The sequence below is a fragment of the Marinobacter sp. CP1 genome (assembly GCF_001266795.1).
GTDB lineage: Bacteria > Pseudomonadota > Gammaproteobacteria > Pseudomonadales > Oleiphilaceae > Marinobacter > Marinobacter flavimaris.
In genome coordinates this window covers 2,766,786-2,788,821 of sequence record NZ_CP011929.1, presented here as the reverse complement: position 1 = coordinate 2,788,821, position 22,036 = coordinate 2,766,786, and the positions used below count along the sequence as shown (strand labels likewise).

Genomic DNA, 22,036 nt, shown 5'->3' with positions numbered 1-22,036 from the left:
TATGTATCCGGTTTCAGCGATCCAGCCCTGGTGCATCCGGCAGCTCTGGGCGTTCCGGCCGCTCCGGCAACTCAGGCTTACCCTTGATCAGCTCCCGGGATTGCCTGGCTTTTTCGGACATGGACTCACCAAACTCGCGCCCCCTTTCTCGGGCTTCACTCGCCGCATCCAGCCCGCGAGAGCCAGACTCACCCGGATTCCCGGGTTTTCCGATAGCGCGGGGCAACTCGATTTCCCGCACTACCGAATCGGTGAGTTCTGCGTCGTCAGTCACCATGCGCATGGTAACATCCAGATCATCATTAGCCAGTGTTGTCGCCGGGACCCAAAACCCCAACATCAGCAATCCGACCAACCTGGCGCTCAATACGAACCTGCAACCTGTCATGATTCGGGATCCTCGACCGGGCGTTGTGGGTATTCGGGAATCGGGGCCCGAAAGGTTTTCTGGCGCTCTCCGGTGTCCAGTCGGGCCACCAGTTCTCCAGAACCAGGGAATAGTAACTTCAATGGCAACGACAGTACGTTCTCACCCGCATCAAGGCTAACCTGCCAGCTAAGCTCTCGCTGACCCGGCCAGGAGGCCACCTCCACATTGGGCGGCAGCTCCAGAGTCAGCGTGACATCTTCCAGAGCTTCACCGGAGTGGAAGGCAAGACGCACGAGTTTTTCAACCGGTTCGGCAATTCCGATTGCCGGTTCTTCACTCGCACTTTCCGATAGCGCAACGGCAGGGTCTGCAATGTCAGCAACACCACCCGGCTGCAAAAAGACACCCAGACCAATGCCCAGCGCGAGTGCTGCCGCAATGGCGCCACCCAGCGCCCCGTGGCTCCATCCGGCCGTCGGATTGACTGCACCTCGGGCCGAAGACAAGACACGATTGTGGAAATCAGGGGAAGGTGCCGGAACGCTGAACTGTTCCTGCAACGCCCGGTTCAGAGCACGCTCAGAAGCAAGCCAATCACTGCACGTCGGGCAGGCAGCAATATGCTCCTGCACTCGATCCAGGGCGGGGGCGGAAAGCTCATTGTTGATGTAGGCGGGTAGATCCACCCGGATTTCATTGCAGGACATTGTCTTCACCTCACTCCCCCACACGTCCGGCCGGCTCGGTTGGTTCCAGCTCCCGCTGCAATTTCTTTCGCAGGGCGGCCCGACACCTGTGCAATCGCGATTTCACGGTTCCCAACGGGATGTCCAGCACCTCCGCGATGTCTTCCTGGCGCCAGCCGTCCACATCATGAAGCAACAAAAGAGTTCGCTGATCGGGCGTCAGAGTCATCATGACCCGATCCAACGCCGGCCCAAGGCGCGACTGCTCCAGCTGCAGGTCCGGGCCAACACTGTCGGATTCGAGGCTGTCCAGCCAATCGGCCTGGCTTTCACTGCCGACCAGCTCCGTCAACGGGCGGTCACTCTGTCGGTTCTTACGCCGCACCTGATCAATAAACTGCCTGTAGAGCACCCGATTCAGCCAGGGCCTCAGCTGGTCAACGCTTTCCAGCTCATCAAGCTTTGGGAACAGCTTGACCACGACATCCTGAACCAGATCCTCAGCATCCTGTTGCTGCCCCGCCAGACGGTAAGCAAACCGGTACATCGCATCCAGATGGGGCCGCACCAGAGCGTCAAAACGCCGGGACTTGGAAGGCTTGAAAAAAGAGAGTGCCAAAGCCGTTGTTTACCTGAGTGGGTTTGTGCCAGCGGCGCAGTCTATATCAAATGGCCGGACTGATGCATTTGCCAGTGTCTCAGAATGTTCTGCCAGTTGGCCCGACCTCATTAAGACACGTTAACAAAAAGTCGGGAACTATGCTGCCCGGGTACTCGTGATAGTGGTGTTACGTGGCGTTTCAACTCGCTACAAATCTACCGAATAAACCTTGGAGGTTTATATGAAACGTTCGATCCGCCTTTTCACCGTATCCGCTCTGGCTGCCGGCATTGCTGCGTGTGGCGGGGGTAGTGACGGCACAGGTGCGACTGATTCTACAGGCACGGTTAACGTAGGCTTAACCGATGCGCCCGTCGATAGCGCGCAAGAAGTGAACATAGAGGTCGAGGCATTGGTACTGCAACACTCCAATGGTGAACGAAGCCGGTTCGAGTTCGACATGGCAGAGCCTGTGAACTTGTTGACCCTTACCGGTGGAACAGTAATGTCTCTGTTGGCCGATGAAGAGGTAGCTGCGGGCGATTATTCCTGGATGCGCCTGGAGCTCGGCGATGGAAATACCATTGTTATCGACGGCGGAGAATACGTCCTGACAACTCCCTCAGCGCGAGGCGTCCAAACTAGCGGATTTATCGTGCCTGCAGGCGGTGAGATAAACCTGACCATCGACTTCGACGTCAGGAAATCTATTGTAAATCCCCAGAACAATCCTGACGTCTACCGACTGAAACCGGTGATTCGTCTGGTCGACAACTCTGAAGTAGGCACCATCGCAGGCACAGTCTCTGGAGAAGTTATCGCAAATCAATGCAGTGAAGAGAACGCGGGCTCAGTCGAGACTTTCAATGGCAGCGTCTACATTCACGAGGGCTTCGATGTTACGCCTGATGACATCGGCAGCGACCAAGAGCCCCTAGTTGCCGTGCCGGTCAACTACGAGAACGACCAGTATGTTTACACTGCGGCATTCATACCTGAGGGTGAATACACTGTCTCATATACTTGTGACAATGATGAGATCGAAACTGCAGAAGGCGAACCATCCGATGACGAGCTCACGTTCATCATTGGCGACAGTCAGGTTGAGGTAGTCAGCGGCGAGACTTCTACAGTCAAGTTCGAAGCATCAACTCCGGAATGACAAGCCGAAAAAGAGGGGCTGATGCCCCTCTTTTTATAACCAAATTTATAACGCCGCAGCCCTCGCTTCCGCCTGATCCGCACCCGCCACATTACCTCGAGCCCGGCGAATATCCGCCAGCAACAGCCAGCCGGCTCTCTGCAGCCGAATATCACTTCCCGCCAGGGACAACCCCTTCAGGGTGAACTGCTCCGCTGAGCCCAACTTATTACCCGCCACATAGGCCTCGGACAACTTGAAATACACCTCCGCAGATCGGGGGGCGATCCGCTGTGCGCGCTCGAGGCGTGCGATAGCGCCAGAGATGTTACCTTGGGCCAACAGCTGATCGGCCTCACGTACCAGGCTGAGCGCCGCCGGTGAGAGCCCATCCCCGGTTTCCCGATAGCTAGGGGAGCTGGACCGGGCCGGTTCCCGGGTTTCCGGAGCCACCTCTGGCTGTTCGCTCTTGCGCCACACGGGGGCTTCGCTTTCTTCGCTATCAGTACTGGTTCTGGGTGGTTCCGGCGCCTTGGCCGGCTCACTGCCGATCGGCACGTAGATTCCGCCTCCTGGCCCGGAAGCACAACCGGCCACGGACAGCAGCGTGGCGATCAGGGCAGTCCTTAACGAAAGTCGGTCAATCATTGAAACAGTCCTTCAAACCAACCCCGGATTCGACGTTCCAGAGTTCCGGAGCATGAAATTGTCTGCGTGGGTTCACTACCAGCAATGTAGGGCAGCAGACGGGCATTGTCGCAGTATTCGTCTGTGAGTGCCTGCTGCTCCGAATTCACCCAGTGATAACTGACCCCGTCGGGTACCACCGGCGAGAAGCCGTGCTGGGGAACCTGCGCCATAAACCTCGACCACACCGGCAGAGCGCCACTGGCCCCGGTCAGTGAAGTTGGCCCGTTATCATCCCGCCCAACCCAGGCCACCGCAAGCAGGTCGCCACTGAACCCGGCAAACCAGGAGTCCCGACCATCATCGGTGGTGCCGGTCTTGCCGGCAAGACTGAGCTCTTCAGGCACCGTGTAATAGGCAGAGCGTCCTGTCCCCTCCTGCATGGTTTCCTGCATGGCGTATTGCACCAGGTGCACGGCGGCGGGATCGGCCACTTGCTCAACTTCAAGACTGTAACGGGATAGCGCCTCACCGCCGGCGTCCGTGACTTCACGGATCGTGCGCAGCGGCGTATTGAAGCCGGATGTCGCCAGCCCCTGGTAGATCTGCGCCACGGTCACCGGGCTCATGGAAACCGAGCCCAGAAGCATCGACGGGTAACGGGAAATCGGGGTATCGACGCCGAACGCTGTCAGCGTCTCCTGCACCCGATCCACTCCGATATCCAGCCCGACACGCACGGCAGGCAGGTTGTAAGAGCGGGACAGGGCCTTGTGCAGGGGTACTTCGCCCCGCTCCTCGCCATCGTAGTTCTTGGGCTGCCAGCGTTTGCCATCGTCGAATTCCAGGGTAAAGCTCTTATCCAGCACCGGTGTGGTCAGGGTATACCTCTCCGGCTCCTGCAACGCCGACAGATAGATAAACGGCTTGATCAACGACCCGATGGGACGGTTGGCATCCAGTGCCCGGTTGAACCCGGCAAATTGCGGATCGCGGCCACCCACAAGTGCCAGCACTTCCCCGGAATCCTTCGCCGTTACCACCAGAGTCGCTTCCAGCGCCTCGGCATTCTGCCCGCCGCCCAGCCTCGGGAGGGTATAGGTTACCGCATACTCTGCCGCGTACTGGATCGCCGGGTTCAGGGTCGTGAAAATCCGCAAACCTTCACTGCGCAGATCCTCTTCCTTGTAATCGCGGGCCAGGTGCCTTCTGACCAGATCAATGTAGGCGGGGTAGCGATTCTCGGAATACGAGGGGCGCTCACTGACGCCCAGCTGCAACCCCCGGGCCCTGGCCGCGCGGCCGGGTTCAATCAGGCCGGCCTGTTCCATTTCAGAAATCACCAGATTTCGCCGCTCTGTTGCACGCTCCGGATGACGGCGCGGATTGTAGTAGCTGGGGCCTTTTACCATGCCCACCAGCAACGCAATCTGATGCACATCCAGATCCTTCAGGGATTCGCCAAAATAGAACTGGCTGGCCAGGCCGAAACCATGAATGCTACGAGTGCCGGCCTGCCCGAGGTAAACCTCGTTCAGGTAGGTTTCCAGGATGTCGTCTTTTTCATAGTGCAACTCCAGCAGCACCGACATCAGGGCTTCGTTGGCCTTTCTCACCAGTGTCTGCTCGCGCGTGAGGAAGAAGTTCTTCACCAACTGCTGGGTCAGCGTGCTGCCACCCTGAACGATTCGCCCGGCCTGGATGTTGGCCAGCATGGCCCGGCCAATAGAAAGTGGCGCGATGCCGAAATGGTCGTAGAAGTTACGATCCTCCACCGCCATCAGAGTGGTGGGCAACAGGGCCGGCACTTCATCCAGCTGAACCAGCACCCGGTCCTCCTTGTGCGCCGGGTAGATGCCGCCAATCTGCGCCGGCTCAAGCCGCACAATCGGGGCATTATCGCCTTCAATCACCGAAAAGCCCTGAACCCGATCGCCAGATATCATCAGTGAGATCCTGCGCCTGGGTTCATCGCCGTCCGGGAAGGAAAAGCCCCGGGTACTGATCACAAAGCGATTGCCCGTGCGCTGGTAACTGCCGGATTTCCTGCCGTCACCCTTACGGAAACCGGAGAGGCTCAGTTCCCTCTCCAGGGCACCGGCACTGACGCTGGCGCCATCGAAAAGCTCCAGAGGGCGCGCGTAAACCCGGGACGGAACCTCGAAACGCCGGCCCTCGAAACGGGAGGTCACCACGGCATCGAGGTAAACCATCCAGCCAGCCAGCAAAACGAGACCGATGGCACATAACCGGAACATAAAACGCCAGAACCACGGCCGGCGACCGTTGTTGGAGGAACGTCTGGAGGGCTTTCGCCTCGGGCTGGAAGATGCTTTGGATTTTTTCATGCCGCGATTATAACGAAGGGAGCGGTGAGGAAGGCAGGCCATCCGTGTGTTATTTCTGTAATCTGCCCGTTATGATAGAGCAAGAAAAATCAATGGGTTCAGGGAACGCGAGGAGAGCACGGTGAGTGAGACATCCCCAGGCAATCTGATTCTGGCCATGCAGAATCCATACCTGTACGACCATCCTGTCGATGGTTTGCAGGTTATCGAAACTCACATCTCACAGGTGATCCTGACCGGTGACTACGCCTACAAGATCAAGAAGCCCATGGATTTCGGCTTCCTGAACTTCTCCACCCTCGATCGCCGAAAGCATTTCTGCGAGGAGGAGCTCAGGCTCAATCGGCGACTGGCCAACAAACTGTATCTGGAGGTGGTACCCATCACCGGCACGCCCGACAACCCCATCCTCGGTGGGGAGGGAGAAGCCTTCGAATACGCCATCAAGATGCGTCAGTTCGGCCAGGAGCATCTCTTCGATCGCCTGCAGGAACAGGGAAAGCTGACGCCCGAACCACTCACGGACCTGGCCCGTCAGGTCGCGGCCTTCCATGAGCAGCTACCGCCTGTGCCGGACGACAAGCCGCTTGGCACTCCGGAAGCCGTATTCGCCGCCATGCAGGAGAACTTCGACCAGATCCGTCCGATGATTGACGATTCGGATCTGCTTATGCAGCTGGACAACCTCCAGGCCTGGACCGAATCCACCTTCGAGCGCCACCGGGAGCTGATTGCCCTTCGCCGCGCCAGCGGTATGGTCCGGGAGTGCCACGGCGACCTGCATCTGGCGAACATCACCCGCTTCGAGGGCGAGGTCACCGTTTTCGACTGCATCGAATTCAACGAGCCCTTCCGATGGATCGACGTGATCAACGATCTCGCGTTCCTGTTGATGGATCTGGAGTCCCGTGGGGAAAGCGCCCTTGCCAATCAGGTGCTCAATACGTACCTGGAATACCGCGACGACTTCGAAGCCCTGCCCTTGTTGCCGCTTTATAAGGCATACCGGGCTATGGTGCGCGCCAAGATAGCCCTGTTTACCATGGGGAACCCGGGGCTCACCGATGCTGAAAAAGCCGACCTGATGCAGCGCTATCGAGCCTACGCCCAGCTGGCCGAGGATTACGGCACTATTCCGAATCACTATCTGCTGGCAACCACCGGGCTGTCCGCCAGCGGCAAGACCTGCGTCAGCGCCGCCATGGCCAATGAACTGGGGCTGATACGCCTGCGCTCCGATGTCGAGCGCAAGCGCCTGCACGGACTGGCCCCACTCGACAGCTCCCGCTCACCGACCGGCGGCAATCTTTACACCGAGGAAGCGACAGAGAAAACCTATCAGCGGCTGGCGGAGCTTGCCAGTCACGTTCTGGCAGCCGGTTTCCCGGTGATTGTGGACGCCGCCAGCCTGAAACAGAAAGAGCGGGCCCTGCTGGCATCGATAGCCGAAGATCAGGGTGTGCCCTTTGCCCTGATCCATTGCGAGGCGCCGGAAGATCTGCGCCGGGAGTGGATCCGCAATCGCAAGGGCGATGCCTCCGAGGCAACCGAGGAATTGCTGGACGCCCAGCAAACCTGGTTTGAACCGTTAACCGCGGAGGAGAAGAGCCACACCATCCACCTTCACACTGACCAGGAGCATGTGGCAGAGGCGGTGGCCGACCGGATCCGCCAACATCTGGGTATCCCCGGCGGCAAGGCCGACTAAGAACAACAACTGGCTCCCACTGGCGAGCGCGAGGTTCGATATGGACGATAAAAGCGAACACGAAGTACATCAGATCAGCCACCCGCTCTACGATATTCTTCGTAGCGAGGACATGCAGGCGTTCAATGCTGAAAAGGCAAAGCTTGCAGAGTTACCCAGTTTCGCCCATGGCGATTTCCGGGGTCTGGATCTCAGGGGAATGGATGCCAAGGGGCTGGATTTCCGCCACGCCTACTTCCGGGGCGCCGACCTGCGAGGTGTCGACTTCTCGAAATCCCGAATGGAAGGCTCCAGTATTGCCAGCGCCAAGATTTCCGGCTGCTATTTTCCGCATCGCCTGGACGCCGATGAGATCGTCATGTCCCTGAATCACGGGACCCGCATGCGATACACGATCTTGCCGAAATGAGCAGCGTCCCGCATACCTGGCAGCCCGTCTGTCCGGCCTCCGAGCTGACACCGGGCCAATTCGTGGAATTCCGGCTCCGGGAAAAGGCCCGGGAGCCGGCAGGCATGCCGCTGACCGGGTTCCTGTTTCTGGACGGTGGCACGCCCCGCGCCTACCTGAACATCTGCCCGCATCTGGGCGTTGAACTGAACTGGATGCCCGGCCGGTTCATGGATTCCGACAACCTGTTTATCCAGTGTTCCACCCACGGCGCCCTGTTCAAGCCCTCAGACGGCGAATGCATTGCCGGGCCCTGCCAGGGCGATGCGCTCACCCAGCTGGACCTGCGGGAGCGGGACGGCCAGATTGAGGTCAGACTTCCAGAATAACGGGCACCGATTCGGTCAGGGTCAACACACCTGTTGGCGTGCCGTCGCTCTCGCTCAGATCGGCACGATAGGCGATCACTTCCACGCCAGAATCGCAGGCCTCCCGCAGTAACTCACCGTATTTTCGATCAATATGGTCCGCCGGGCGAACGGTTTGAATACCGGTGTGATTCACCACGAAAAACAGCACCGCGCGATCGCCCTGCTCAACCTGGGCAATCAGCTCCCGCAGATGCTTCTGGCCGCGCTCGGTCACCGCATCGGGGAAAAAACCCTGAGCATCTTCCGCCAGCGTGACATTCTTGACCTCCACCCAGGCATCGGCCGCGGTGTCATGGCCGGAAAGCAGCAGGTCGATCCGGCTCTTCTCCGAACCGTACTTAACCTCGGCGCGGCACTCGGAATAGCCGGCCAGCTCCACCACGGTGCCGGCCTGCACGGCCGCCCGGGCCTGGCTGTTCGGCCGGGCGGTGTTCACGCAGGCCAGTTGCCCGGGCGAGGTTTCCACCAACTCCCAGGTGTACTGGAGTTTGCGCTTGGGGTTATCGCTATGGCTAAGCCAGACTCGCGCGTCCTCCGGCTGACAGCCCAGCATGGAGCCGGTGTTCGGACAATGGGCCGTAATTTCTGAACCATCCGGCAGACGCACGTCTGCCAGAAAGCGTTTGTAGCGGCGGATAAGCCGGCCTTCAACCAGCGGTTCTGGAAACTTCATGTGATCTCCGTACAAAAGTCGATGTCACAAGGCTGGCACCCCCGTGACTAATCTGCTATTTTCCGCAAATTCCCGTTTCAGGACGAATGCTTCATCCAGGGTACAACCGCGCAGCCACGGGGGCTCACGCGGAGGGAAGCAAACCGTTCTTGTGAAGTACAAACAAGAGGCCGGGTTCAATGGCAACTACTGCAGAACAACCACGCGAACGTTTTACCAACTTCACCCCCTATGAAATGAAGAAGGGTGAAGAGTACATGAGTGCGGAAATGCTCCAGCACTTCAAAGATCTGCTGCTGCAATGGAAGCAGGAGCTGATGGAAGAAGTCGACCGCACCATGCACCACATGCAGGAAGACGCCGCAAATTACGCGGATCCCAGCGATCGCGCAACCCAGGAGGAAGAATTCAGCCTGGAGCTGCGTACCCGCGACCGCGAGCGGAAGCTGATCAAGAAGATTGACCAGACCATCGACCGCATCGACAAAGACGACTATGGCTTCTGCGATCAGTGTGGCGTGGAAATCGGTATCCGCCGTCTGGAAGCTCGACCAACAGCCACCCTGTGCATCGACTGCAAGACACTGGCCGAGATTCGCGAACGCCAGACCGGCATCTGAGCCTACTACGCAACAGCTGCCGGTTGGGGCTCTTCCCAGCCCCGCCGGCTGACTGACCGCCATGAACAACCCTCACTACCGGGGCCGGTTTGCGCCCTCTCCGACAGGCCCGCTGCACTTTGGCTCCCTCGTTACCGCACTTGCCAGCTTTCTGGAAGCCCGCAGCCAGGGCGGCCAGTGGTTTATCCGCATTGAAGACCTGGATCCTCTGAGAGAGCCGCCGGAGGCGACCGGCCAGATCATTGCCAGCCTTGACGCCCACGGGCTGTTTCCCGACGAGCCGGTACGCTTTCAATCCAGACGTCACGACGCCTATCAGCACGCCGTTAACCGGCTGCTTGAAAGCGGCTACGCGTATCGTTGCCAGTGCTCGCGCAAGGAATTGCAGGCCAATGAGGGGCGCCACCCGAACCAGTGCCGCACTCGCACAGAAATCGACGGTGACCGGCCATTCGCAATCCGCTTTGCCCTCGAAGACGAAGACTGCCACTGGCAGGACCAGCTGCTGGGACCCCAGCACCAGACGGTGCAAGCAGAGCTTGACGATCCGGTCATCCTCCGCAAGGAGGGGTTCTACGCCTATCAAATGGCGGTGGTGGTCGATGACATTGATCAGGGCATCACGGACGTGGTGCGTGGTTCGGATCTGCTGGACATGACGGCGCAGCAGCAACAGATTTATCGTGCCCTGGGTGCTCTTCCTCCACGCTGGCTTCACATCCCGGTCATACTCAACGCGCAGGGTCAGAAGCTGAGCAAGCAGACCCATGCGCCAGCTCTTGATGATGACAAGCCTGTCGACAACCTGTTCATGGCGCTCGTTGCTCTTGGTCAGAACCCGCCTGCCAACCTTGCCAGCGGTTCGCTGGATTCGCTGCTGGAGTGGGGCCGGAGTAACTGGCGACGGGGCGCCATCCACCTGACATCCCGGTGAGGGACATGGTATAAAGCCCTTCTCACACCTCAGCGCGGATAGCATGCCTGATGTATATCTACCGTCTGGTCTTCCTGTTGGTACTGGCCATCTATATCTTTTCTCCCAACATCCTTGACTGGTGGACTTCGCCGGGAAACGTCTGGTATAGCCCCTACCTTATCTGGGCCGGGCTGATCGCCATCGGTTTCTGGCTTGAATGGCGGCGGGACCCCAATGAGTTTTAGTCCCTCCGGCCTGCTGCTCGCCAGCCTCCTGTATCTGATTCTGCTGTTCGGCATCGCCTGGTTTACCGAAAAAGGCATGGTCCCCCGGCGCTGGGTTCGCCACCCCCTGGTTTATGTGCTCAGTCTGGGTGTCTATGCCGGCATATGGGCGGTCTACGGCGCGGTTGGTATGGCCGCCGAATCCGGCTACGGCTTTCTGGCTTACTATCTCGGCATCAGCGGCGCTTTCCTGCTGGCGCCTGTGCTTCTGAACCCGGTCATGAGGATCGGACGCGCCTATCAGCTCACGTCCCTCGCCGATCTGTTTGCCTACCGCTACCGAAGCCAGTGGGCTGGCACCCTGGTCACCCTCTGCTCCGGCGGGGCCATTCTGGCCTTGCTGAGCATGCAGATACAGGCCGTCGCCACCTCTGCCAGCATTCTTGCGCCGGACACATCGCCTGCGGTAATCAGCGTGATGTTCAGCTTGATCGTGGTGCTTTTCGCCATGCTATTCGGGGCAAGGCGCGACCAGAACTCGGAAAACCATCAGGGACTGGTGCTGGCCATTGCTTTTGATTCGCTGGTGAAACTTGTGGCATTGCTGGTGCTCGGGGGCGTCATTCTCTTCGGGGTCTTTGACGGCATGAGCGGACTGGAAAGCTGGCTGGACAACCGGACGTCGCCAGCCACAACCATGACCCTGAGCATTGACGACGGCAGTTGGCGGGCACTGATGCTGATGTCCTTTGCTGCTGCTCTGGTACTGCCACACATGTACCACATGACCTTCAGCGAAAACCCCTCGCCCAAGGCCCTGGCAAAAGCCAGCTGGGGCCTGCCACTCTATCTGTTGCTGCTCGGCCTGCCGGTGCCCCTGATTCTCTGGGGAGGCCAGGAGCTGGCGGTGACCACAGGGCCCGGATTCTTTGCCATCGGGGCAGCCCAGGCCATGGAAAGCCCGGCACTGACACTGCTGATGTACATTGCCGGCCTGTCAGCGGCCAGCGGCCTGATGATCGTCAGCACCCTGGCACTGGCGGGCATGGCGTTGAACCACGTGGTGTTGCCCCTGAAAACCCCGAAAGACCAGGGCGATATCTACCGGTGGCTGCAGTGGATCAAGCGCCTGCTCATCGCCGTGATCATTTTCCTGGCGCTGCTGTTTCATGAAGTTGTCGGCAAAAACCTCGACCTGTCCATTCTCGGCGCCATTTCCCTCTCCGGCACTTTGCAACTGCTGCCCGGCGCCCTGGGCGTGATTTACTGGCCCGAGGGCAATCGCCGCGGCCTGATCGCCGGCCTTGTTGTCGGGCTGGCCATCTGGGTGGTGACGCTCGTGCTGCCATTCTCGCACACGGCCAATCTGCTGGCCTGGCTGGATGCGCCACTGATACCGGACTACAGCAACTGGCATATCTTCACGTTCGTAAGCCTGACTGCCAACATTACCGTGTTTGCGCTGATTTCCATCCTCAGCACCAGCACCAGTGAGGAGAACAGCGCAGCCCAAGCCTGCTCACTGGGCGCACTGTCCCGTCCGCAACGCCGTGAATTGCTGGCCACGTCCTCCAGTGACTTTGTGAGACAGTTAGCGGAGCCGCTGGGCTACGGTGTGGCGCGGCGAGAAGTGGAGCGGGCACTGGGCCAGTTGAAACTGCCCAATGTGGAGTATCGGCCGTACCAGCTCAGGCGACTGCGCGACCAGGTGGAAATAAACCTGTCTGGCCTGCTCGGCCCCTCCGTGGCCCGGGACATGGTCAAGCGCCATCTCGGCTTCAAGCCCATGGCCCAGGGCGGCACTGCCCAGGACATCCGCTATGTAGAACGCGCCCTCGGCGACTACCAGAACCGATTGACCGGCCTGGCCGGCGAGCTGGACAACCTGCGCCGGCATTACCGCCAGACCCTTCAGAACCTGCCGATTCCTGCCTGCTCCGTGGGCGAGGACGGTGAAATCCTGATGTGGAACCACGCCATGGAGGCGCTCACCGGCATCACCGCCGATGACGTGGTCGGTGCCAGGCTGATGGCACTGCCCGAGCACTGGCACCTGCTGCTTGATGACTTCAACCGTGGCCCGGACCTGCATCGCTACAAGCATCGCCTGGACCTGCGTGGCAAACCCCACTGGCTGAACCTCCACAAAGCGGCCCTGAGCGGACCGGACCACACCGAAGGTGGCAGCATTATCCTGGTCGAGGACCAGACCGAAACGCGGCTGCTTGAGGACGAACTGATGCACAGCGAACGGCTGGCATCGGTGGGAAGACTCGCCGCCGGTGTCGCCCACGAGATCGGGAACCCGGTCACCGGTATCTCATCCCTGGCCCAGAACCTGAAACTGGAAACCGACAACCCGGACATCCTGGACACCGCTGACCAGATCCAGCAGCAGACCCGGCGCATCTCTACCATTTTGCAGTCGCTGATGAACTTTGCCCGCACCGGCAATCATGCCCAGGCCAACCGGTACGAGCCGGTAGCGATTCATCGCTGTGTGGAAGAATCAATCAACCTGCTGTCGCTCAGCGACAAGGGCCTGGGCATTCACTATGTCAACGACTGCCCGCCCTCTTTGCAGGTGCTGGGAGATGAGCAGCGTCTGGTCCAGGTATTCGTCAACCTGCTGGCGAACGCCCGCGATGCCTCACCGGAAGGCGGTACCATCCGGGTCAGTGGAAAGGGCGATGGCTACTCCGCTATCATCGAGGTGGTTGATGAGGGCTCCGGTATTCCCGGGGATCAACTCGATCATATCTTCGAGCCGTTTTACACCACCAAGGCCCCCAACAAGGGAACCGGTCTTGGCCTGTCGCTGGTGTACAGCATTATTGAAGAGCACTATGGCAACGTTCAGGTGGAAAGCCCGGCTAATGCCGACACCGGCCGCGGAACCTGCGTGAGGCTGAGATTGCCAGCCTACGAACCGGAAACCGGCACTATTGCCATCAGCCAGAACCAAAGGTCTTGAGACTGTTATGCCTCGCATTCTGATCGTGGAAGACGAAGACATTATTCGCTCGGCAGTGCGCAAACTGTTGTTGCATGCCGGCTATGAGGTCGCCGATGCGGCCTCCGTTGAGGAAGCCGAACAGAACCACGAACCCGATCAGTTCGATCTGATCATTTCCGACCTGCGTCTGCCAGGCGCTGCGGGCACCGAACTGATCAATCGCGCACCCAACACGCCGGTGCTGATCATGACCAGCTATGCCAGCCTGAGATCAGCGGTGGACTCCATGAAAATGGGCGCCGTTGAGTACATCGCCAAACCGTTTGATCACGATGAAATGCTGGCCGCGGTCGAAAACATTCTGGCCCGGAAACCCGCCGGCCGGAACTCGGGTGACGACTCGGCACCAGCCCTGGAAACGCCGGAAAGCAGCGATCCTGCCAACATCATGTTCGGCCAGTGTGAGCCAATGCAGCGGGTGTTCACGCTGATCCGTAAAGTAGCACCGACAGAAACCACTGTCCTGATCCAGGGCGAATCAGGAACCGGCAAGGAGTTGGCGGCCCGCGCCCTGCACCTGCTCAGCCCGCGCGCTGCCAAGCCGCTGATCTCGGTCAACTGCGCGGCCATCCCCGAAAGCCTGATTGAATCGGAACTGTTCGGCCATGAAAAGGGCGCTTTCACCGGCGCGGTATCGGCCAGGACCGGCCTGATCGAGGCCGCCGATGGCGGCAGCCTGTTTCTGGACGAAATCGGCGAACTGCCGGCCGAAGCCCAGGCACGCCTGCTACGGGTTCTGCAAGAGAGCGAGATCCGGAAAGTCGGCTCCACCCAGAGCCGTACCGTCAACGTGCGGATGATTGCCGCCACCCACCGAAACCTCAAGGCCATGACGCGTACCGGGGAATTCCGGGAAGACCTCTACTACCGGTTGAACGTCATGCAGATCCGTATCCCGCCGCTGCGTGAGCGCCAGAGCGATATTCTGGGACTGGCCCGCCGCTTCCTGAAACGCCAGGGCGAGAGAATGGGCAAGCCCGATCTCAATCTAAGCCCCGAGGCGATGCGCGCCCTCGAACGCCATCGCTGGCCGGGAAACGTACGGGAACTGGAGAACGCCATTGAGCGCGCAACCATCCTGTGTGACGGCGACGTGATCACGCCCTCATTGCTGGACCTGGACAGCGAAGGCAGCGACGAATACATCCCCGAGACTCTCGTGGACGGCAACAACGAGCAGACACATACCCGGGAGGTGGACGCGTCCAACGATCTCTCCCTCGAAGATTACTTCCAGCATTTTGTTCTCGAGAACCAGGACCGCATGAGCGAGACAGAATTGGCCCAGAAACTGGGCATCAGCCGAAAATCGCTCTGGGAACGTCGCCAGCGTCTCGGCATACCCCGGAAAAAATCCTCTGGCAACTGAGTCCGGCATAGTATGAACCCGGGCTCAGTTGTTACCTCATGTTCCTGTCGGTAACACTCCTCACGAAAGTAACGTGACCTCAGTAACACTTAGGTTGAATACGGGGTAACACTTATGACCTACAAAATCGTAAGGCCCTGTTAATAAAAGAAATTCAAAAACTGGCACATGGACTGCAACCTATTTGGCGCACAACAACAAAAACAAGAGTGACAAAGCAGCGCCAACAACAAGAACAAAAAGCTGCAGGATGCGTTCGGTAACAAAAACAACAACAGAACGTAAGCGAACTGAGTGTTTTGGGTACTTTGCTTTTTAGTGGTCCCACGGCACGTGCGAGTTGTAGATGTAGAGAAGAATCACCTTCCAGGTGACGCTGCAGCTACCCAAGGCCCGCTCGATGTCTCTGACCGCTCTGTGTATTCAAAGCTTTCCGTTTGCACTGCTGAGATGCCCCTGAAGTGGGGATATGCAGTGGGGTACAAAAACCAAGAAAAATCCCGGCAAAAACAAAAACAATGCAGATCGTCAACGCTTTGAGGGCGGATTCGTGAAAACGGATCCGCCTTTTGATTATCTGGGCTCCGAAACGGTAATCCACGGCAAACGTGTGCAAATCCTGCTCAAACCGTTAAACTCTCGGTTTTTGCTCATCGCAACCACGGATTTCAATGCCTAAACGACTTGTCGACAAACTCCGTTCCTTCATGCCCGGCAACGGAAAAAAGAAAGCCCGCACCTACCAGCGACGGGAAATCCCCAGGGACCAGCACAACGTCTCCCGCTCGGTTATCAGCGAACCCGCCAAGAAAGTTCTGCATCGCCTGAACAAATCAGGCTATGAAGCATACCTCGTGGGCGGCGGCGTAAGAGACATCCTGCTGGGCGGCAAGCCCAAGGATTTCGACATCGCGACCAATGCCACCCCCGAGGAAGTGCACGACCTGTTCCGGAACTCCCGGTTGATCGGACGGCGATTCCGGATTGTCCACGTGGTGTTTGGCCGCGAGGTCATCGAGGTGACCACGTTCAGGGGCAACGCTGCCGAAGCAGACACCGACACCGATGATGACGATCGCCGGACCAGTGAACACGGCCTGCTTCTGCGTGACAACGTATACGGCAACCAGGAAGAAGACGCCCTGCGTCGCGACTTCACCGTCAATGCGCTTTACTACTGCATCCGCGACTTTACCGTAATCGACTTTGCCAACGGGATCGAGGATCTGCGCAACCGCCAGCTGCGACTGATTGGCGATCCCGAGACGCGGTACCGGGAAGACCCCGTGCGCATGCTTCGCGCTATCCGTTTTGCCGCCAAACTCGGCTTTGACATCGAACCGGAGACCGAGGCCCCGATCGGGGAACTGGCCCCACTGTTAACCCATATTCCGCCGGCCCGCCTGTTTGATGAAGTGCTCAAACTGTTTTCCGCAGGCCATGGCGAAGCCACTTACGACCTGCTGACCCGTTACAATCTGCTGGAGCCTCTGTTCCCGGAGACGGTCAGGGCCATTGAGTCGGGTGAGCCGGACGAGCTGATCCGCCAGGCCCTGAGAAACACGGATGCCCGGATTGCCCAGGGCAAATCGGTCACGCCCTATTTCCTGTTTGCCGCCATGCTTTGGCCGGCACTTCAGGCAGAGTGGCATCGCAGGCAGGACAACGGTGACCCGGTCCAGCCCGCATTGCACGGCGCCATTGGAAAGGTGATTGGCCGTCAGGTGCAGGCAACCTCGATTCCGAAACGATTCTCTGGCCCGATGAAGGAGATCTGGGAACTTCAGATGCGACTGCCCCGACGCCAGGGCAAGCGGGCCTTTGCCACCATGACTCATCCACGGTTCCGGGCCGCTTACGATTTCCTGCTGGTTCGCGAGGCGTCTGGTGAGATTGAGCCCGGGCTTGGCCAATGGTGGACCGAGTTCCAGCAGGAAGATGAACGGGGCCAGGAGCGAATGCTCTCACAACTGAGCACCGACGCCCCCAAGAAGCGGCGGCGCCGCCGCAAACCGGTCAAACGCCCAGCCCAGTAATGATGACAGACGTCTTTATCGGTCTTGGCAGCAACCTGAAAGACCCTGCAGCCCAGTTGGCCCGGGCGGTCTCCGCCCTGGCCAACCTGCCGGAGACGGTACTGGTGGCCCAATCGCCCTTTTATGCCAGCCGCCCGGTCGGCCCCCAGGACCAGCCCGACTTCGTCAACGGCGCGGTATGGCTCAGAACCTCCCTGCTACCACACCAACTGCTTGATGAACTGCAGAACGTCGAACAACAGCACGGCCGGGAGAGACTTCGCCACTGGGGACCCCGAACGCTTGATCTGGACATACTGATCTTCGGCGATCAGATGTTGGACGACGAGCGCCTCACCGTACCTCATCGGGAACTGCGGAACCGGGACTTTGCGCTCCAGCCTCTGCTGGACCTGAAGGCCGGCCTGACTCTGCCCGACGGCACACCGATTGCCAAACTGCGTAGCCAATGCCCCGACAACGGCTTGCGCAAGCTTCCACCGGCGGATTACCCTTAACACTTCAATGCCGATACCCCGGCACGCCCAGGCCCATCCACCCAAAAGGCAAGGATTCTATGGCTGTTACCATCAATACCCTGCGTGAGTTCAAGCAGAAGGGCGAAGCCTTCGCTGCCCTTACCTCCTATGACGCCACCTTTTCCCAGGTGGTCAGTGAAGCGGGCGTTCACGTAATCCTTATCGGCGACTCCCTCGGGATGGTGCTTCAGGGGCATGACAGCACCCTGCCGGTGACCATGGACCAGATGGTGTATCACGTCAGCTGCGTGGCCAAAGGAAACCGTGGGTCCCTGATCATGGCCGACATGCCCTTCATGAGCTACGGCACGGTCGAGTCTGCCCTGGAGAACGCAGCGGAACTGATGCGCGCGGGCGCGCACATGGTAAAACTCGAGGGTACGGACTGGATGAAAGAAACCATTACCGCTCTGACCGAGCGCGCCGTGCCCGTGTGCGCACATCTGGGCCTCACGCCGCAGTTCGTCAATAAATTTGGCGGCTACAAGGTCCAGGGCCGTGACGAGAAAGCGGCGGAGATGATGATTGAGCACGCCTGCGAGCTGGAAGCCGCCGGCGCCGATGCCATACTGCTGGAGTGCGTTCCCGCGCCGCTGGCGGCACGCATCTCCCAGGCCGTCAAAGCACCGGTCATCGGGATAGGTGCCGGGCCAGACACCGACGGACAGATTCTGGTATTGCACGATATGCTGGGCATTACCACTGGCCGTAAGCCACGATTCGTCAAGAACTTCCTGGCAGAAACAGATTCGGTACAGGAAGCCCTCCAGGCCTACGTGAAAGCCGTAGGCGAGCGCTCATTCCCCGCTGAGGAGCATACGTTCAAGGCATGAGAACCGTACATTCTTTGAAAGAATTGAGAACCATCCTCCGCGGCTACCGGCAGCAGGGCAAAACCATCGGCCTGGTACCCACCATGGGCAACCTGCACGAGGGCCATATCTCCCTCGTGCGCAAAGCAGCGGAGATGGCGGATGTGGTGGTTACCAGCATCTTCGTGAACCCGATGCAGTTCGGAGCCGGCGAAGATCTCGAGACCTACCCGAGAACCCTGGCTGAAGACCAGGACAAGCTCGCCTCGGCCGGTAACACACTGGTATTCGCGCCCTCCGCAGAGGAAATCTATCCGGAAGGGCTGGCAAGTCAGACCCAGGTGGTCGTGCCGGATGTCAGCGACGGCCACTGTGGCGCCAGTCGCCCGGGTCACTTTGAGGGCGTAGCCACGGTGGTCACCATGCTGTTTAATATGGTGCAGCCGGACTTCGCTGTATTCGGCGAGAAGGATTTTCAGCAACTGGCCGTGATCCGGAAAATGGTCCGGGATCTGATGATCCCTGTGGATGTGGTGGGCGGCCCCACGGTGAGAGAGGACGACGGCCTGGCGAAAAGCTCGCGCAATGGTTACCTGACGCCCGAGGAACGGCAGATTGCGCCGGCGGTCTACCAGACGCTGCAGGCCACTGCCGCCAAGATCACCGATGGTCGTACAGACTTCCAGGCCCTGGAAAGCGAAGCTGAGCAAAGTCTCGGGGACGCAGGGCTCAGGCCGGACTACTTCAATATCGTCAACAGTCAGACACTCAAACCGGCCACGGCCGAGGATCGGGAGATTACCATCCTGACGGCAGCTTTCCTGGGCACCACCCGCTTGATCGATAACTTGTCCCTGACCCGATAAGCCAACAGAAAAGGAACCTCTGATGCCCGCACATCCTGAAGTACTGACCTCGAAACCCGAATGGCAGACACTGAAGGAACATCGGCAACGCCTGGACGGCGTTCTCATGAAGGACCTGTTCAACCAGGATCCCGGGCGGGCAAAGCGTTATTTCATTGAAGGCGCAGGGCTGTCACTGGATTTTTCCAAGAATCGGATCACTGACGACGTGCTCGACGCGCTTCTGGCACTGGCCAGCAGCTGTAACCTGGAAGCACGGCGGGAGGCCTTGCTCAGCGGAAAGAGAGTCAACGTTACCGAAGATCGCCCTGCCCTGCACACGGCATTGCGCAACCCGGGAACCGACGCCATCACCGTTGACGGCGAAAACGTGGTCGCCGAGGTGCAGCGCACCCTGCAACGCATGGAAACCCTGGTGGAGGAGGTGTTGGGCCAACACCGCACCGGGTACACCGGCAAACCTTTCACCGATGTGGTAAGCATCGGTATCGGCGGCTCCTACCTGGGCCCGAAGCTGGTTGGCGAAGCCCTTCAACCTTACGCCCAGGCCGGCATTCGCTGCCATTACGTGGCCAACATTGATGGCACCGAGATTTGCGAGGCTCTGCGCCAGGTCAATCCGGAAACCACTCTGTTCCTGATCCAGTCCAAGTCATTCCGCACGCAGGAAACCCTCGAGAACAGTAAAGTCGCAAAACAGTGGTTTCTGGATCATTGCGGGGATGAACAGGCCGTCTCGCAGCATTTCATGGCCGTGACGGCCAATGTGCCGGCGGCGCAGGACTTCGGTATCGATCCGGAGAACGTCTTCCCGATGTGGGACTGGGTCGGCGGCCGTTATTCACTGTGGTCAGCCATCGGCCTGCCCATTGCCTTTAGCGTTGGCATGACCAACTTCCGGGCCCTGCTGGCCGGCGCCCATGCCATGGACCAGCACTTTCGTGAAGCGCCGCTGGCAAAGAATCTGCCGGTGGTTATGGCCATGCTGGGCATCTGGTACACCAATTTCTGGGCAGCCGAGACCCACGCGATACTGCCCTACGATCATTACCTGCGCAGCCTGCCAGACCACCTCCAGCAGCTGGATATGGAAAGCAACGGCAAGAGCGTTACGCAAGCGGGCACCCCACTCGCCTGGCAGTCCGGCCCGGTGATCTGGGGCGGCGTCGGTGCCAATGGCCAGCACGCCTATCACCAACTGATCCACCAGGGCACCCGCCTGATTCCGGCCGATTTCATCATCCCCCTGAAAACCCACAATCCGGTGGCCACCCATCACGCAGATCTGTTCGCCAACTGTCTGAGCCAGTCCCGGGCCATGATGGCCGGGAAATCACTGGACGAAGCCAGGGCAGAACTGGCCGCGGAAGGTCTGACCGAAGCCGAGATTGAACAGCTTGCCCCCCACAAGGTCATCCCGGGCAACAAACCGAGCAACACCCTGACCATGGAAAAGGTTACGCCGGAGACCGTGGGCGCACTCATTGCCCTCTACGAGCATCGCACCTTCGTACAGGGGGTGATCTGGGATGTGGATTCGTTTGATCAGTGGGGTGTGGAGCTCGGGAAACAGTTGGGCAAGGGCATCCTGCCGCGTTTGCTTGGCCAGGAAGACGGCAATCAGGCCAGCGACAGCTCGACCGATCACCTTATTGAACGGTTCCGCTCAGCCGGCGGCACTTGAGATCTGCCGCCCCTGCCAGCTGAAATCCACCGGCCAAAGCTTCTGGCCAGTGCTGTATTCCCGCCACAACTGGCCATAGGATTTTCCGCACACCGGATGCACGGCCTCCGGCGCGATGTCGGCGAGCGGCCGTAGCACGAAGGCGTTTTTCAGAATCTCCCCCCGAGGCAGCTCGACGCCTTCTATCCGGCCGACCGCATCGCCGTAGGTGAGAATATCCAGATCAAGGGTACGCGCGCTGAATTTCGGCACGTCCCGACGGCGACCGTTCTCGGCTTCCAGTTGCTTGAAACGCTGTGACAGCTCGGCAACCGGCAGGGTCGTATCCACACCCACCACCAGGTTCAGAAACGGAGACCCGTCAAATCCGACTGCCTCGCTGTCATAAACCGGGGAGATAATCAGTTCGCCAAACCATGCAGACAGGGCATCAAGCGCGGCTGTTACGTAACGTTCCCTGTCCACGTTGCTGCCGATGCTGATGTAAACCCGGACGGCCGCTGCCATTACCGCACTCCTGTCTCAGTGTTCTCTCCCCGCTCGATCCGAACGCCCACCGCCTGTGCCGCGGGTACGGCGCCCGGCTTACGTATCGCCAGTCGTAACCACTTGATGCCGAATTCCTCCCGCAAGGTTCTGGCGAGGACCTCCGCCCCATGCTCAAGCAGTTTTGGCCTGAGCGTCTGCAGGCAGGACTCGACCCGGGCACTGACGGCCGCGTAATCCAGGGCATCGGCGACGTCGTCCGAGCGGCCCGGTACCGTGTTATCCCAGGCCATTTCCAGATCAACCACCAGGCTCTGGGTGACTTCCCGCTCCCAGTCATAAACACCAACCACAGTTTCCACAGCCAGGCCTTCGATCAATACATTGTCTGCCAAGGGTGCTCCCGGGATCTTCCACTCTTTGGTGATTGAATAACGCACAACCAGGGGATACTGTGAACAGGCTGGCCCGTGCTTTCAGGGCGGGCATTTTCGCACACATTAACCAGATACGTCT

General features: G+C 59.4%; 23 protein-coding genes. 15 read left to right on the top strand and 8 right to left on the bottom strand.

Annotated elements, in window-relative coordinates; genetic code table 11:
- Window positions 1-13 precede the first annotated feature (13 nt).
- From ACP86_RS12850 to ACP86_RS12840, 3 genes are read right to left on the bottom strand one after another with little or no spacing between them, the layout of a single operon-like run.
- Complete coding sequence (locus tag ACP86_RS12850; RefSeq protein WP_008173159.1) at window positions 14-388, bottom strand: hypothetical protein; 375 nt, start codon at window positions 386-388, stop codon at window positions 14-16.
- Window positions 385-1,077, bottom strand: a complete 693-nt coding sequence (locus ACP86_RS12845) for an anti-sigma factor family protein (protein WP_053114265.1) — start codon at window positions 1,075-1,077, stop codon at window positions 385-387. Before ACP86_RS12845 ends, ACP86_RS12850 begins: the two co-directional genes overlap by 4 nt.
- A 10-nt stretch (window positions 1,078-1,087) precedes the next feature.
- The gene (locus ACP86_RS12840) at window positions 1,088-1,675 is read right to left on the bottom strand and encodes an RNA polymerase sigma factor (protein WP_075267649.1); all 588 of its coding nucleotides are present in this window, start codon (window positions 1,673-1,675) and stop codon (window positions 1,088-1,090) included.
- Between the two features lie 223 nt (window positions 1,676-1,898).
- On the opposite strand from ACP86_RS12840, the gene ACP86_RS12835 reads away from it, so the two are divergent.
- Window positions 1,899-2,819, top strand: coding sequence for a DUF4382 domain-containing protein (locus ACP86_RS12835; protein WP_053114262.1), 921 nt, complete (start codon window positions 1,899-1,901; stop codon window positions 2,817-2,819).
- A 45-nt stretch (window positions 2,820-2,864) separates the two neighbouring features.
- Here the strand turns inward: ACP86_RS12835 and ACP86_RS12830 are convergent, their stop codons facing one another.
- Both ACP86_RS12830 and mrcB read right to left on the bottom strand, forming a co-directional pair.
- Window positions 2,865-3,446 carry a tetratricopeptide repeat protein gene (locus ACP86_RS12830; RefSeq protein WP_053114260.1) on the bottom strand — a complete coding sequence of 194 codons (582 nt, stop codon included), beginning with the start codon at window positions 3,444-3,446 and terminating at the stop codon, window positions 2,865-2,867.
- Window positions 3,443-5,773 carry a penicillin-binding protein 1B gene (gene mrcB, locus ACP86_RS12825; protein ID WP_053115531.1) on the bottom strand — a complete coding sequence of 777 codons (2,331 nt, stop codon included), beginning with the start codon at window positions 5,771-5,773 and terminating at the stop codon, window positions 3,443-3,445. Before mrcB ends, ACP86_RS12830 begins: the two co-directional genes overlap by 4 nt.
- A gap of 157 nt (window positions 5,774-5,930) precedes the next feature.
- Between mrcB and ACP86_RS12820 the strand changes: the two genes are divergently transcribed.
- From ACP86_RS12820 to ACP86_RS12810, 3 genes are read left to right on the top strand one after another with little or no spacing between them, the layout of a single operon-like run.
- The gene (locus ACP86_RS12820) at window positions 5,931-7,481 is read left to right on the top strand and encodes an AAA family ATPase (RefSeq protein WP_413771721.1); all 1,551 of its coding nucleotides are present in this window, start codon (window positions 5,931-5,933) and stop codon (window positions 7,479-7,481) included.
- A 40-nt stretch (window positions 7,482-7,521) separates the two neighbouring features.
- On the top strand, window positions 7,522-7,890 hold the full coding sequence (locus ACP86_RS12815; protein ID WP_014575923.1) for a pentapeptide repeat-containing protein: 369 nt from the start codon (window positions 7,522-7,524) through the stop codon (window positions 7,888-7,890).
- On the top strand, window positions 7,887-8,258 hold the full coding sequence (locus tag ACP86_RS12810) for a Rieske (2Fe-2S) protein (RefSeq protein WP_053114252.1): 372 nt from the start codon (window positions 7,887-7,889) through the stop codon (window positions 8,256-8,258). The genes ACP86_RS12815 and ACP86_RS12810 overlap by 4 nt, the downstream gene beginning before the upstream one ends.
- Here the strand turns inward: ACP86_RS12810 and sfsA are convergent.
- Window positions 8,242-8,973 (bottom strand): DNA/RNA nuclease SfsA, encoded by a 732-nt coding sequence (gene sfsA / locus ACP86_RS12805; RefSeq protein WP_053114250.1) that lies wholly within the window; start codon window positions 8,971-8,973, stop codon window positions 8,242-8,244. The genes ACP86_RS12810 and sfsA overlap by 17 nt on opposite strands.
- Before the next feature lie 179 nt (window positions 8,974-9,152).
- Between sfsA and dksA the strand changes: the two genes are divergently transcribed.
- The 11 genes from dksA to pgi all read left to right on the top strand — a co-directional run bounded on the left by dksA (window position 9,153) and on the right by pgi (window position 21,034).
- Entirely contained in the window at window positions 9,153-9,593 is a 441-nt protein-coding gene (dksA, locus tag ACP86_RS12800; RefSeq protein WP_008173182.1) for an RNA polymerase-binding protein DksA, read from the top strand.
- A 61-nt stretch (window positions 9,594-9,654) separates the two neighbouring features.
- Entirely contained in the window at window positions 9,655-10,527 is an 873-nt protein-coding gene (gene gluQRS, locus ACP86_RS12795; RefSeq protein ID WP_008173183.1) for a tRNA glutamyl-Q(34) synthetase GluQRS, read from the top strand.
- 50 nt (window positions 10,528-10,577) lie between these two features.
- Window positions 10,578-10,754 (top strand): hypothetical protein, encoded by a 177-nt coding sequence (locus ACP86_RS23000; RefSeq protein WP_008173184.1) that lies wholly within the window; start codon window positions 10,578-10,580, stop codon window positions 10,752-10,754.
- The gene (locus tag ACP86_RS12785; RefSeq protein WP_014575918.1) at window positions 10,744-13,707 is read left to right on the top strand and encodes an ATP-binding protein; all 2,964 of its coding nucleotides are present in this window, start codon (window positions 10,744-10,746) and stop codon (window positions 13,705-13,707) included. The genes ACP86_RS23000 and ACP86_RS12785 overlap by 11 nt, the downstream gene beginning before the upstream one ends.
- A 7-nt stretch (window positions 13,708-13,714) precedes the next feature.
- A complete protein-coding gene (locus tag ACP86_RS12780) occupies window positions 13,715-15,118 on the top strand; it encodes a sigma-54-dependent transcriptional regulator (RefSeq protein WP_008169641.1) in 1,404 nt (467 codons plus the stop codon).
- 469 nt (window positions 15,119-15,587) lie between these two features.
- Complete coding sequence (locus ACP86_RS12775) at window positions 15,588-15,797, top strand: hypothetical protein (RefSeq protein ID WP_008169646.1); 210 nt, start codon at window positions 15,588-15,590, stop codon at window positions 15,795-15,797.
- Entirely contained in the window at window positions 15,790-17,154 is a 1,365-nt protein-coding gene (gene pcnB / locus ACP86_RS12770) for a polynucleotide adenylyltransferase PcnB (RefSeq protein WP_053114249.1), read from the top strand. Before ACP86_RS12775 ends, pcnB begins: the two co-directional genes overlap by 8 nt.
- On the top strand, window positions 17,154-17,651 hold the full coding sequence (folK, locus tag ACP86_RS12765) for a 2-amino-4-hydroxy-6-hydroxymethyldihydropteridine diphosphokinase (RefSeq protein WP_053114247.1): 498 nt from the start codon (window positions 17,154-17,156) through the stop codon (window positions 17,649-17,651). Before pcnB ends, folK (ACP86_RS12765) begins: the two co-directional genes overlap by 1 nt.
- Window positions 17,652-17,710: 59 nt before the next feature.
- Entirely contained in the window at window positions 17,711-18,505 is a 795-nt protein-coding gene (gene panB, locus ACP86_RS12760) for a 3-methyl-2-oxobutanoate hydroxymethyltransferase (RefSeq protein ID WP_008169652.1), read from the top strand.
- The gene (panC, locus tag ACP86_RS12755; RefSeq protein ID WP_053114245.1) at window positions 18,502-19,350 is read left to right on the top strand and encodes a pantoate--beta-alanine ligase; all 849 of its coding nucleotides are present in this window, start codon (window positions 18,502-18,504) and stop codon (window positions 19,348-19,350) included. The genes panB and panC overlap by 4 nt, the downstream gene beginning before the upstream one ends.
- Window positions 19,351-19,372: 22 nt before the next feature.
- Window positions 19,373-21,034, top strand: coding sequence for a glucose-6-phosphate isomerase (pgi, locus tag ACP86_RS12750; protein WP_053114243.1), 1,662 nt, complete (start codon window positions 19,373-19,375; stop codon window positions 21,032-21,034).
- Here pgi and folK (ACP86_RS12745) read toward each other — a convergent pair.
- Window positions 21,017-21,541: a 2-amino-4-hydroxy-6-hydroxymethyldihydropteridine diphosphokinase gene (gene folK / locus ACP86_RS12745; protein ID WP_053114241.1), complete on the bottom strand. Its 525-nt coding sequence runs from the start codon at window positions 21,539-21,541 to the stop codon at window positions 21,017-21,019. The two genes, pgi and folK (ACP86_RS12745), sit on opposite strands and share 18 nt — an antisense overlap.
- Window positions 21,541-21,915: a dihydroneopterin aldolase gene (gene folB / locus ACP86_RS12740; protein WP_053114240.1), complete on the bottom strand. Its 375-nt coding sequence runs from the start codon at window positions 21,913-21,915 to the stop codon at window positions 21,541-21,543. Before folB ends, folK (ACP86_RS12745) begins: the two co-directional genes overlap by 1 nt.
- Between the last annotated feature and the right edge of the window lie 121 nt (window positions 21,916-22,036).